8 protein-coding genes are annotated in these 13,590 nt (G+C 46.4%); 3 read left to right on the forward strand and 5 right to left on the reverse strand.

Annotated features, from left to right (window positions below; translation table 11 throughout):
• The 3 genes from AAGC78_RS03830 to sdhC form a co-directional block, all read right to left on the reverse strand.
• A partial coding sequence (locus AAGC78_RS03830) for an FAD-binding protein (RefSeq protein ID WP_435782713.1) occupies positions 1-724 on the reverse strand: 724 nt, incomplete at its 3' end.
• The gene (sdhD, locus tag AAGC78_RS03835; RefSeq protein ID WP_435782714.1) at positions 724-1,095 is read right to left on the reverse strand and encodes a succinate dehydrogenase, hydrophobic membrane anchor protein; all 372 of its coding nucleotides are present in this window, start codon (positions 1,093-1,095) and stop codon (positions 724-726) included. The genes sdhD and AAGC78_RS03830, both read right to left, overlap by 1 nt.
• Positions 1,089-1,463 (reverse strand): succinate dehydrogenase, cytochrome b556 subunit, encoded by a 375-nt coding sequence (gene sdhC / locus AAGC78_RS03840; protein ID WP_435782715.1) that lies wholly within the window; start codon positions 1,461-1,463, stop codon positions 1,089-1,091. Before sdhC ends, sdhD begins: the two co-directional genes overlap by 7 nt.
• Positions 1,464-2,090: 627 nt before the next feature.
• On the opposite strand from sdhC, the gene AAGC78_RS03845 reads away from it, so the two are divergent.
• Together AAGC78_RS03845 and AAGC78_RS03850 are read left to right on the forward strand one after the other, a co-directional pair.
• A complete protein-coding gene (locus AAGC78_RS03845) occupies positions 2,091-3,371 on the forward strand; it encodes a citrate synthase (protein WP_435782716.1) in 1,281 nt (426 codons plus the stop codon).
• 249 nt (positions 3,372-3,620) lie between these two features.
• The gene (locus tag AAGC78_RS03850) at positions 3,621-7,727 is read left to right on the forward strand and encodes a hypothetical protein (RefSeq protein WP_435782717.1); all 4,107 of its coding nucleotides are present in this window, start codon (positions 3,621-3,623) and stop codon (positions 7,725-7,727) included.
• Positions 7,728-7,827: 100 nt separating this feature from the next.
• Here the strand turns inward: AAGC78_RS03850 and AAGC78_RS03855 are convergent, their stop codons facing one another.
• Together AAGC78_RS03855 and AAGC78_RS03860 are read right to left on the reverse strand one after the other, a co-directional pair.
• The gene (locus AAGC78_RS03855) at positions 7,828-9,072 is read right to left on the reverse strand and encodes an alginate export family protein (protein ID WP_435782718.1); all 1,245 of its coding nucleotides are present in this window, start codon (positions 9,070-9,072) and stop codon (positions 7,828-7,830) included.
• Between the two features lie 474 nt (positions 9,073-9,546).
• Entirely contained in the window at positions 9,547-12,006 is a 2,460-nt protein-coding gene (locus AAGC78_RS03860; RefSeq protein WP_435782719.1) for a glycoside hydrolase family 3 protein, read from the reverse strand.
• A gap of 536 nt (positions 12,007-12,542) precedes the next feature.
• Between AAGC78_RS03860 and glk the strand changes: the two genes are divergently transcribed.
• Positions 12,543-13,547 carry a glucokinase gene (gene glk / locus AAGC78_RS03865; RefSeq protein ID WP_435782720.1) on the forward strand — a complete coding sequence of 335 codons (1,005 nt, stop codon included), beginning with the start codon at positions 12,543-12,545 and terminating at the stop codon, positions 13,545-13,547.
• Positions 13,548-13,590: the final 43 nt, after the last annotated feature.

The following is a 13,590-nucleotide window of genomic DNA, read 5'->3' on the forward strand; positions in this document are numbered from 1 at the left end:
ACATTTCGATATCTTGCACCGGGAAACCAGCGCGCAATGCCATACCAACACCATCGCCGGTATTGATGTGGGCATTAGTGGTAGATGCATAAATACGCCCTGCACCACCAGTCGCCAATACGGTTGCCTTGGCTTTTACATAAACGGTTTCGCCATCTTCGATGTTGATTGCAATAACACCGACCACTGCACCATCTTCGTTTTTAACCAGATCAACAGCAAACCACTCATTCAGGAAAACAGTTTTGTTTTTCAGGTTGCCTTGATAAAGGGTATGGAGCAATGCGTGACCGGTACGGTCTGCTGCTGCGCAAGTACGCGCTGCCTGACCACCTTCACCGAAATTCTTGGATTGGCCACCGAATGGACGCTGATAGATACGACCTTCATCGGTACGAGAGAATGGCAAACCCATATGCTCTAATTCAAATACTGCTTCTGGACCAACTGAACACATATATTCAATTGCATCCTGGTCGCCGATGTAGTCTGACCCCTTAACGGTGTCATACATGTGCCAGCGCCAATCATCGTTTGGGTCAGCACTGGCGATCGCACAAGTAATACCGCCTTGGGCAGATACAGTGTGCGAACGGGTTGGGAATACTTTAGTGATTACTGCTGTTTTGTAGCCGGATTGCGCCAATTGCAATGCTGCGCGCATACCCGCACCACCACCGCCAACAACAATACCGTCAAAAGAAATCGTGCGCATATTAGACATTAGTTAATTCCCCAAATCACTTGAATACCCCAGATAAGATAGGTAACAGCAACTGCACCCAATACTATCTGCGCAAATATGCGTAAGAAGGTAGCCTTAGGCCCCATCAAACGGACCGTCAAGTAATCAGTGAGCACAGCCCACAAGCCGATCCACGCATGGGAAATGAAGGAGAGTAAAGTAACGAAGGTAAATACGCGCATCCACAGCTGGCCGTATAACGACTGCCACTGTTCAAAGGTCAACTCAGGATTACAAATTAGATAAGCTACGATAAAGATGGTGTAAGCCGCCATAACGGCACCACCGACGCGCTGGATCAGCCAATCGTAAAGGCCGCTGCGCCCAAAACTGGTTACTGACGTTACCATACCCACACCCCCGCCAATACAATCAAAATAATCGCAATTACCAATGCCAGCTTCGCACCGGTTTTACCGCCTTTTAATGACTCACCAATACCGAAGTCCATAATGATGTGACGAATACCCATGGTGGTGTGATAAGCCAATGCAGCCAAAACCACCCACAGGACGATCTGGCAAATCGGACTCACCGCAATATCCTGGATACTGTTGAAACCTTCCTGCGAATCCAGACTGGTATCAAGCATCCATAAAAGGAAGGCAACACCTGCGAAAAGGAATACGCCAGAGGCACGATGAAGGATGGAAACGTAAGCGGTGATGGGGAGTGCAGCAAATGATATGTGTAGGTTGACAGGTCTTTTCTTGTTCACGGTCTATCTCACCTTTATGCCCATCGCGGGCAGGTTTAAGAATAAGCGCTTCATTTATTATCATTTAAAAATGACCTTAAATGAAACACGCCCTGCAAGTCGCGCAGCATTATAGAGATTGGCCTCTGGAAACACAAACAAAAAGCCTCCCTGAACCGCTATCAAACACCCTTAATAAACTGTTGCAGGATATTTGACGATTTTTTTACACAACACACTGAATTCATTAAAAGAATTTTGAATTTTTGCACCGCGACTGCGCGTTTCTGCACACGCCGCGCCACACAGGTGAAAGCATATTGGTGACTTTTCAATCGACGAGACACGCGACAACGACAAGATTAGCCTGTGACACGAAAATTTCCGAAAAAGATAAAAGAAATTGCCCCACAGATGTGCCAAAAACTTTCGCCTTAACAATTAAGTCATCTATAATGCCGCTCGCAAACGGCAGCGTCGGCCCACCAAAAGAAGTCGACTAGTCCATAAAAAACGTAGCCGGCCTATAAAGCTATTAGTAGAGCTATTTGTAGAAAGCATAGCTAACTACAGTTTTTATCAGTTGAGTAAAGCGAAACATGCTTCTCTCGAGCCTTTAGTCTTAATCAGTAAGCACAGGAGTCAGTAATGACTGACAAGAAAGCACATCTCACGATTGATGGCATTGATACGACGATTGACTTACCTATCTACGCCAGCACTATCGGACCCGACGTTATTGACGTCACCAGCATTACCAAGAATGGCTTTTTCACGTTTGACCCGGGCTTTATGTCCACCGCCTCATGCGAATCCAGTATTACTTTTATTGACGGTGATGAAGGTGTCCTCCTCCACCGCGGTTATCCGATAGAACAACTCGCTGTCTCCTCTGATTATCTCGAAACCTGTTACCTCCTGCTCAACGGCGAATTGCCAACCCCAGCCCAAAAAGAAGAATTTACCGCTGAGATCAAAAAGCATTCTGCTGTAGATGACTCTATTGCCAACATCATTAAAAGCTTCAAGCGCGAATCGCACCCAATGGCGATCTTGTGCAGCGCTGTTGCAGCACTGGCTGCTGTTTATAATGATGAAATCAATATCACCGATGAAGCTAGCCGCAAACTAACTGCTTATCGCTTGATCGCTCAAATGCCAACACTCTCAGCGATGGTGTACAAACACCGCAAAGGCGAAGAGTTCATCGCACCGGATGACAGCCTCAGCTACGCTGAAAACTATTTAAACATGACTTTTGGCACAGCAGGCAAAGCACCTAACGTGAGCAAAACCATTGCCAAAGCCATGGATCGCATTTTTGTATTGCATGCCGACCACGAACAAAACGCATCAACATCAACTGTTCGTTTGTCAGGCTCTTCAGGCACCAATCCATTCGCTGCTATTGCTGCTGGTATTTCAACTCTGTGGGGCCCTGCCCACGGTGGCGCAAACGAAGCCGTTTTGGAAATGCTGGAAGAAATCGGCACTGTAGAAAATATCGAAGCTTGTGTTGCGCGCGCAAAAGACAAAACCTCTGGCTTCCGCCTGATGGGCTTTGGTCACCGCGTATATAAAAACTTTGACCCACGCGCCAAAGTAATGAAGCAAACCTGTGACGAAGTTCTGGCTGAGCTGGGATTGGAAAACGATCCACTGCTGGCAATTGCAAAACGCCTGGAACAAATCGCACTGGAAGATCCTTACTTCATCTCCAAAAAACTCTATCCGAACGTAGACTTCTACTCCGGCATCATCATGAAAGCCATCGGTATCCCAACCGAAATGTTCACCGTGATTTTTGCCTTGGGTCGCGCAGTAGGTTGGTACTCTCACTGGAATGAAATGGTAAGTGGTCCGTATAAAATTGGCCGCCCACGCCAACAATATACTGGTAGCCCGAAGCGTGACTACCCTAAAAAGTAAATCTTAAAAAGTAATTGAGCTTAGCGTTAAAAAAGGCCGCAATTGCGGCCTTTTTTATTTTTCCGATTTAATTCACTCCCCTCGCCTGCTCCTGCCTAAAACCCCAGCCCTCAAAATAACAATTTCAGACAAGTGTTAAAGCGTAGATTCAGAAATTAGCTTTATACTCATCCTCACATCGTTGCCATTTCGTAATAGCAGGCAATTGATTTACCAATAATTATCAAAAATTTTCCATAGGGAGTTGTTATGCATCGCAAATTAATTCGCATCTTTGCCTGCCTTAGCCTGCTGGTATGCTGCAACTCGCACGCTGCCGAGATACCTACTGCCTTGCAAGATTGGCAGGGTTGGGTACTGGAAAAACACCCTGATCTAGGCTGCCCCTTTTTATATAACGATGCACAACGCACCTGCGTGTGGCCAAGTGAGTTGCGAATTGAGGCAACCACCAAGGGCGCGAAATTTACCCAACAAATTGAAACCTTCAGCGATAACTGGGTAAGACTGCCCGGTAGCACTGGTTTCTGGCCGGAGAATATCCGCGATACGCGCAATCAACTCAATGACAACAATCTGATCGTTCGCGAACGCGCAGGTGTTCCGGAGATTTTTCTTCGCGCCGGAAATTATGAATTACAAGGCGATATCCCCTGGAGCAGTATTCCGCGTACGCTCGCCATTCCGCCCGCGTCCGGCTTGATCAAGCTGCAACTCAACGGCGTTACAGTTGCCAATCCATCACTTGAAAGCAGTAGCGAGCTATGGCTGGCATCGATACAAAATACGGCCGAAACACAGCAGCAGGATAATTTACAGCTACGGGTATTTCGTCAGGTCATTGATGGAGTTCCGCTTCGCATCACCACCCGCGTACAACTGGATGTAAGCGGTAAAGAACGAGAGCTGCAACTGGGCCAGCTGCTACTCAATAACTTCACACCAGTGTCATTCAATAGCCCACTGCCCGCACGCCTTGAGAAGGATGGGAATATGCGCATCCGAGTGAGACCCGGGAGCTGGGAAATTGAACTCCAGATGCAATCAACCCAGCCAGAGACAACCTTGAGCTATAAAGCAACCAGCGATTTATGGCCACAACAGGAAATCTGGGTGTTCACACCTCAGCCAGCTCTGCGCAGCTTGCAAATATCCGGCGTGCCCAGCATAGATCCAAGCCAAACCCAACTCCCCGGCGAATGGCGTGAGCTGCCTGCATATCTTGTCACACCAGACACATCATTGAAGTTGGAGGAGCTGCAACGTGGAACAGGAGAAAGCAGCAATCTATTAAAACTGGAAAAAGAAATTTGGCTCGATTTTAACGGACAAGGTTTTACCCTGCGCGACGAAATTTCCGGACGTTTACAACAAGGTTGGCGCCTGGAAACATTACCTCCTTATGATTTGCAAAGTGCAGAACTGGATGGCACACCGCAACTGGTGACTCAACTTGCAGGCAGTAAAAATAGTGGAATAGAAATTCGCAATCGCGAAATAGAATTGAAAACCATCAGTCGACTCACTCGTGACACCAGTATTCCCGTCACTGGCTGGTCAACAGATTTTGCAGAGGTCGCCACCCACCTTCACCTACCGCCCGGCTGGTCATTATTGACAGCAAGTGGAGCAAGTTATGAATCCGGCAGCTGGGTTTCACAATGGAGCTTGTGGGATATTTTTCTGGTGCTGTTTATCAGCGTCGCCCTCGCCCGCCTCGCTAGTCCACTGTGGGGCGGAATTGCGTTGCTAACGCTACTGCTGACATTCCACCGCTCCGGTGCCCCGGTATTTATTTGGTTAAATATCGCGGTAATTTTGGCATTACTTCCATTCGTAACAGGCCGCTTCAAAACTTATTTGTCGCGCTACACCTATCTCAGTTTTATTGTGCTCGCACTACTCTTGCTTACCTTCAGCGTACAACAAGCGCGTCAAGTGTTTTATCCGCAACTGGAATTTTCCGAGCGCAATATCGCCGAAAACTATTTCGAAGATTCATGGGAGTTATTTGCATTTTCATCCAACAATAAAATGAGCGAACCAGCCGCAAGTCCATCAGTCGATATGGCAGAAGAAGTCATCGTCACCGGAGCGCGCACCTCCTACACTAAGCAGCAAGTACAACAAGTTTCGCAAGAATATGATGTAGGCCAGCAGGTGCAAGCAGGCCCTGGCATTCCCGACTGGAATTGGAACAATATTTATTTAAGTTGGAGCGGCCCGGTAAAGCCGGATGAAATTACCAAGCTTTATCTTGTGTCACCCGCATTTAATCGCTTGGGTAATATTTTGTCGGTGATATTGCCGTTGCTGCTAGGTGCTTTGTTACTGCGTTTATTTTTGCAGCAAGCGGGACACAAAATTCCATCGTTGAAATTTGGTAAACAAATTATATTGCCGGCGGTGTTGATAATTGCGGGAGGCCTAACCCTAAGCGACCCTGCTCAAGCTGGTGTTCTCGTATCCAATAGTTTGTTGAAAGAATTGGAAGCACGACTGACTAAACCAAGCGAGTGCTTGCCAGATTGCGCGAGCATCGAATCGGTTCAGTTAAAAATGGAGGGCGATAAACTTGCTCTCGATATGATCATTCACAGTGCCGACTTGATTGCCCTGCCGCTTCCTGCGCAGCGACAACAATGGTGGCCAAATCAAGTGTTGGTTAACAACAAATCGGCATCGCTTACCCAATCAGTTAGCGGCCAATTACTCGTTAATTTGCGCAAGGGACGCAATGCTATCAGCCTACAAGCTGTTGTAACAGGTCGGGACAATATCAATCTCACTTTCCCACTGGCGCTGCATAATCTCACTAGTCAATTACAAGATTGGCAATTAAATGGTGCTCCTACCGCAAACCAAGCTAGCAGTTCATTGCAATTACAACGCAGTGAAAGTAGCGCGAATCAGGACACAGTAGAACATCTGCGCCCGGACCCTATCACACCATTCGTTACCGTCACTCGCCAATTGCAATTAGGCCTTGAATGGCGAGTAGAGACACGGGTAGAACGTGTCGCACCAGCCGAAGGAATTATCAATCTGGAGATACCTTTACTTGCCGGAGAGTCGCCCATCGGCGGCGATGTTTCCATTGGCGGAGATGAAGCAAGCAAAGGCAAAATCAGTGTGCAATTAAATGCAAATCAGCAACAAATAATCTGGCAGTCCACACTAAAAGCTGAGTCACCTTTAACCTTAAAAGCACCGGTGAATCCGGCGTGGGTTGAAGTATGGGTTTTGGATAGTTCGCCCATTTGGAACACTCAGGTAACAGGAATTCCAGCAATTCATGCAGACGCCAATAATAACTTACCGGTATGGCAACCCTGGCCCGATGAAAGCATCAGTATTGCAGTAAGCCGACCAGAGGCAACCAAAGGCAATGCCGTTAGTATTGATGAAGCAAAACTGGAATACGACCTTGGTGATCGCGCCAGCAATTCAACACTTTCACTCTCGGTGCGCACCAATCAAGCGGGCTATTATGATTTCAACTTACCTCAAGGCGCTCGCCTTGTGGGCATGACTATTAATGACGAAGAGGTTGCGCTTCAAGCTGTGAATGGAAAAATAAAAATTCCATTGCGCCCCGGCGAACAAGAACTGGAAATTGGCTGGCAAGGCGATGAAGGTATCGGCCTTAAAACCAACAGCCCGCTGATCCAACTTGGCAACCACAGTAGCAACCAAAGCATTAATATCGATTTACCCAGCGATCGCTGGACACTACTTGTAGGCGGCCCGAGTATGGGACCTGCGGTATTATTGTGGGGAATGCTGGTAATTATTTTACTACTTGCAGCTGTACTCGGGCGCAGCCAGCTAACACCGCTTAAAACCCACCAATGGGTACTCTTGAGCCTTGGCGTTGCAACAGTAAATCTTTATGTATTAGTGCTTGTTGCTGCTTGGTTAATCATTCTTAATAGACGCGGAACACTGGAGCAAATATCGTCGCGAACAATGTTTAAATGGATGCAATTTGGTCTCTTCTCTTTATCGTTAATCACCTTGCTATTCATACTGGGCAGTATTCCTTACAGCTTATTGTCCAACCCCGATATGCACATCATCGGCAACGGTTCGAATGCTCATCATTTACGTTGGTATCAAGACCAAAGCGCAAACGAGTTTCCGCAAGCCTGGATTATTTCGCTACCGTTGTGGAGCTATAAATTGGCAATGCTGCTCTGGTCGCTCTGGCTTGCATCAGCGTTAACGCAGTGGATTCGCTGGAGCTGGACGCAACTGAGTCGTCATGCACTTTGGTACGCACCGGATTCAATTTTGCCATCAACTCCTGACACAATAAAAAATGAAGGGGCGGAAAATAAAACAGCCAATCCATAGTCGCCGATTGCATAACCTTTAACCATAAAAAAGAAAACCCTCGCCAATTGGCGAGGGTTAACAAAAAACACCAAACATCTTTTTCCGATTTACGTTTTGATTAAAAATTCCAATCTGCCATTACCCAAAATTTATCGGTATCGGTTACTTTAGTTGCTGCATCACCCATCGCGTATTGGGCATATTTTGCAGTCCAGACTACCGCTCCGGTTTTTTTACTGAGACTCAAGTTAATTTCATCACCGTAGTCAGCCCCACCAAAATCAGCATCGTATTTGTGATAACTCACTAATGCCTGCGCACCCGCAAATGTCACACCCAGATTCAGATATTTATCTTCCAATCCGTCCTTAGGTGTAGTTAAAAACTTATCTGCCCAACCATTAAATGCATGCAATGTTGCAAGTGGCGTAGCGAAACCGTAAGCGCCATGATCCGAACCCAAGACTTCATAACCTAAACCAATAGCAAAGCGAGAAATAGTATAAGTTCCCTCTGCCAGCAGATAATCTGCATCGTAGGCTGCATTTAAACCTGCATCTTTCTGCGTAGCATATTCAAGGTTATAAACAAAAGCTTCGCCCACAACACCTTGCCAACGCACACCGTAGGTATCACTGGAAAGACCAAATTGCGCGATAGGATTTTCCACATCCAGCAGATAAGAATAGCCAATCAATTTACCCGCATCAAAGCCGGTGTAACTTGCATTCAGGACATGGCTATTCATATTTAAATCGCCCAACGCTGCATTATCTTCACCAAAAATGCGGTTTACATTTTTGATGTAAGCGTAGGTAAAGTTGGTGTAGCGAATCGCCTTGTTGGTAAACGAAACACCATCATAAGTTTGTTCGTTTTGTCGCCAGCCCACATTGCCAATAAAGCGTGAGTTATCGAGTATCAGCCGCTGACGACCATATTTAATTTGATTATTGAATGTTGTGTATGAAATAAATCCTTGGTTTATTTCTGTTCCTGTAGGATCTGCAATGACAGCACTGTTAATATTTTTGGGATCATTCGCCGCGGTACGGTAGTCAACATCATTGGTCATCTCGCTGACATTATCCATTTCCGCAGTAAATCCGAAACCATTCCATGCACCTGACTGATAAGACAATCGCGATCTCGTTGTCCAGGCATCTGCTTCTTTTTCTCCAATTTTCTTACCAGTTGCGTCGATAATATCTTCGCTAACATCTTCATAGCGCGTGCGGAAATTTACCTTAATCACACTGCCCTGCTGAATAGATTCGGTAAACGTTTTTGCTGATACGCTGGGCGTAGCACAAAGCAGTGAACTGACAGCAGCAATAAAAAGATGAATGGTATTTTTTTTCATAGAAGCTTCCCCAAAGTTTTAAAAAATGTGTGTAGGTCATTAGCGCCGCTCCAATAAATTTTTAAAATTTATTTTTTCCATGCACTAAAAAGCTCATGCAATTTTTATGGGCACAACACGGAAGTGGCTGAAATTCAGGAGAGCAATGCTTATGCCAATTGGTTTTTTAAGAGAACAAGGAGGGAATATTTCATTATTAATCAAGGGGATATAATTTCGCCAAAAACAACCGTTAAAAAATGCGCATTTTTTAGAATGCGCCTTTGTGGTGAAACCAAAAATTTAGCGCGCCATTTAAATTCAAAATAAATAAATTTAATGCACATAAAAAGAACACAAAAATGCACCGCTTTTTTTGATGACGCACACATTAGAAGCAAAACTCGTAAAGATGAAAATCATTCTCGAAAATGACGCGCACAAAAAAGCCGCACAATTGCTTGTGCGGCTTTTCGTGTTAGAGAAAGATCAGCGTTAGCTAAGGCGAACACTCACCCCTTGCGCCAGCCCCTTTTCTATCTTGACCTGTGCAAAAGTGACGTCCAGCCTGTTATTCGCCACCAATGAAAAAGGCTCCAGAATTAACGCAAACAGTTCCTGCGGCGTTCTTTTCAGGCCAAAGTCCGTACCTGCATCCGGGTAACATTTCAAATCTACACTGAGGGTTTTCCATCCCGCACCGGCAATACTGGTCAGCTCACGGGTAATATCCACCTGCGAATAACAGGACGGACCACAACCGATACGCACCCAAGCTTTATCCACAGGCGCAACATCGACTTTAATATCAAATACCAATGAAGAGTCGGACTCATAATAATCGCTCAGCACCTGACGATTGAGCGTGGATATCCCCACCAGACCTTCACCCTCACCATTCCACACAGCGCGGCGCGCATCTTCCTGCACATCACGATCAACGCAGCTAACGGTGAGCGTTGAGACACTGGCGATATTGCCGTTAAGGTTGGTGCGGTCATTATTCTTCCCTTCGAGAATAATGCCGTATGCACCCAACGGACGGCGATTAAATAACTCCAGCACCTGCGAACTGGCTTCAAAGGTAATACCTTCCTCTGAAAGATCATCACCCAAAGCATCGGTATCGCCGTAGTTCAAACCAAAATCATAGGCAAAGAGCGGATCGTAATTTTCATCGCCAACATTCAATGTGCCCTGATCCGGAGTTTTCGGCCAGGAGAACGCCAGGCGCCCTTTGACGGGATAATTAACTTGATCTGCAGCCGTTTTGAAAATCACATCAGCAACACCAGCACCCTCCGTTCCCGGCTGCCAAATGACTGCAAATGCATCGGAAGAATTCAGTTCACGGTTAATCCACATAGGACGACCAGTGATAAACAGTGCAACAACCGGAATATCCTCAGCCTTTAATTTTTTCAGCAAATCGAGATCGCTGGTGTCACCGGCTTTAAGCAATTGATGCTGGATATCACCCTGCATTTCTGCATAAGGATCTTCACCAAAAATAACAATCGCTACATCCGGTTTTTCGCTGTAAGAACCATCCACACTCAAGGTCGCTTTACCACCAGCCTGAGTAACAGCTTGTTGGATGCCCACCCACAAGGTAGTGGCACCGGGAAAGTCAGCCATGGTATTACCCGTGCCCTGCCAATTCACTGACCAGCCACCGGTTTGCTTGCTGATATTGTCGGCGCCATCGCCAGCAACGAGCACATTTGCTTTAGCTGACAACGGCAAAAGATTATTTTTGTTTTTTAACAAAACGATAGATTCACGCACCGCTTGTCGAGCAATTGCACGGTGTTCAATTGCACCAAGCAACTCATCTTTGCCAGCGAGGGGACGAGATGAAGGCAAACCTTTTTCCCATAAATTTGCACGCAATTTAACGCGCAGAATTCTGCGAACAGCGTCATCTACACGCGCTAACGGAATAATACCCGTACGAGTTTGCTCTAGCGTGTTGTGGAATAATGTTTTCCACTCCGGATCTGGCACCATAAAAATATCCAGACCGGCATTAATTGCCTGCGGACAATTTAATACAGTGGCGCCCGCAACAAATCCGTGACCATTCCAATCGCCGACAACCAGACCATCAAAGCCCATTTGATCTTTCAAAACATCAGTAAGCAAATAGCGATGTCCGTGCATATGCTCGCCATGCCAACTGTTGAAAGACGCCATTACACTTTGTACACCGGCCTCAATCGCACTGTAATAACCTGCGGCATGGACACGATATAAAGTCTCTTCATCGTCGAGGCAATTACCGCGATCGATACCATTGTGAGTGCCACCATCGGCAATAAAATGTTTTGCAGTCGAGATAACGCGATACTTCGATAAAAATTCAGCGCTTTGTGCATCGCCCTGCAAACCTTCCACCATCATGCCCGCGTATTCGCGCACTAATTCCGGATGCTCGGAATAGGATTCGTAGGTTCTACCCCAGCGATCATCCCGTGCAACAGCGACAGTGGGCGAGAAATCCCAATCCAAACCGGTTACTGCAATTTCAGTTGCGGTGATGCGACCAATTTCTTTAATCAGCTCCGCATTGCGCGCTGCACCTAATGCAATATTGTGTGGAAATAATGTTGCGCCAACGATATTGCCAACACCGTGGACGGCGTCTGTGCCCCACATAATCGGAATAGCGATTTTTCCATCGCTGGTATCCATCGATGCCTGATAATAAGCATCGGCGATTGCCAGCCAGTCAGCCGCCTTCGAATAGCGATTGCCATTCGGAACTGAGCCGCCGCCATTTAATACCGAGCCAATGTGATAATCCTTAACATCCTGAGGCGTCAGATGACGAATTTCAGGCTGGATCATCTGCCCTATCTTTTCCTCAAGGCTTAACTGCGCAAGCAATTCATCAATTTTTGCTTCAAGCGCTGGATCTTTTTTCACCTTGCTGGTGATGCTGGGCCACTGCACGTCTATAACCTCCCGTGATTATCTGGCTAAGTATGGAAAAACGAATAAGTATTCTGAAAGCTCGCTACCAGTCATCCAGGCAAAACCTGGGCACTTAACAGTAGCAGCCGTCCGGGTAAAAGATCAGAAGGTCCCTGATATTAAGCCTCATTGCAAATCAATTGAGGCAATTCGTGCGGAGAGCCTATTGGGCCTCTATATGACAAGGTTTCCTGTGTTTAATTGCGAGTAACCGTTATACCGCAATTTCTTCTGGCTGGCGCAAACTACTACTTACTGACAGCGCTGTCAATAATACTTTAGCTGACACACCAATGTGCATTAACAATCTGATTTATCGGCAAAATATGTGAAGAAATCGCTATAACAGATTGTGCATCTGCGACAAAAGCCAATAAGCGACAATTGATTAATCTTGATGAAAAGTAAATTTCCGCTTATTCAGATTAATGTTATCCTCCCGCGCCTAACCACTATTCCAACACATTCCCCCTATAACTATTTGATCTTCTGAATAAAAGAAGATGAGGAGTCACATGAGCCTGTTACTGGTTGCAGATATCGGCGGCACCAATGGCCGTTTCGGTTTGGTCGAGTTCGATGCGGAAAATGCCCGCAAAAATGGCCAAATCAATTACACCGCTGAACGCCAAATCACCCTCAAATGTGCTGATCACGCAGATATGGCCACCATGATCAAAGCCTGCTGCGCACAATTCGGTATCGATGTGCCTGCGTATGCTTGCCTTGCAATTGCGGGCCCTATCGAAAATGGTCAGGCATCAATGACCAATTTGAACTGGAAATTCTCTATCAATGGACTGCGCGATCAGCTGGGCATGAAAACCCTGCACGTGATCAACGACTTCGCCTCTCTCGCTTATGCTGTTCCATTTTTACAAGAAAATGAGCTGGTTACCCTGTACGACTCACACAAAGCCAACTTGGAAGCTCCAATTGTAGTGATGGGCCCCGGCACTGGTTTTGGTATGGCGATACTGGTTCCCGATGACAACAAGTGGGAAATCATTCCTACCGAAGGTGGGCACGCGAGCTTTGCGCCAACCAACGAAAAAGAGCTGGCGATCAAATCGTTTTTACTGAGAGAGCAAAACCACGTATCTGTAGAAAACATTCTCTCCGGTGGTGGACTGGTAACCCTGTATCGCGCCCTTGCACACAACTCCGGAGTGGAAGCAAAACCTTACACCCCTGCAGATGTCAGCGCTAAAGGCCTTGCCAATGACGACCCACTCTGTCGCGAAGCAGTATTAACATTTTGTGATGTTTTGGGAGAAGTTGCTGGCGATAAAGCATTATCAACCGGCGCTCGCGGCGGTGTCGTTATTGGTGGCGGAATCACCCCGAAACTGGTCGGACTTTTACCTGAATCGCACTTCCTTGAGCGATACAAAAACAAAGGCCCAATGGACAGTTATGTCAGCGATATTTCTATTCGTTTAATTGTGAACGATAAAGCTGCGCTGGTAGGCTCTGCCGCTTGGTTAATTCACCACACCCCTGAATTAACTGCCAAATAAAATTGATTGGTTCTCCATAAAAAATGCACCTTAGGGTGCATTT

The organism is Cellvibrio sp. (assembly GCF_039207905.1).
Taxonomy (GTDB): domain Bacteria; phylum Pseudomonadota; class Gammaproteobacteria; order Pseudomonadales; family Cellvibrionaceae; genus Cellvibrio.

Excerpts from the sequence above, each read along its gene's own strand:
- sdhD (WP_435782714.1), bottom strand. The coding sequence starts at position 1,095 with ATGGTAACGTCAGTAACCAGTTTTGGGCGCAGCGGCCTTTACGATTGG.
- AAGC78_RS03845 (WP_435782716.1), top strand. The coding sequence starts at position 2,091 with ATGACTGACAAGAAAGCACATCTCACGATTGATGGCATTGATACGACG.
- AAGC78_RS03850 (WP_435782717.1), top strand. The coding sequence starts at position 3,621 with ATGCATCGCAAATTAATTCGCATCTTTGCCTGCCTTAGCCTGCTGGTA.
- AAGC78_RS03855 (WP_435782718.1), bottom strand. The coding sequence starts at position 9,072 with ATGAAAAAAAATACCATTCATCTTTTTATTGCTGCTGTCAGTTCACTG.
- glk (WP_435782720.1), top strand. The coding sequence starts at position 12,543 with ATGAGCCTGTTACTGGTTGCAGATATCGGCGGCACCAATGGCCGTTTC.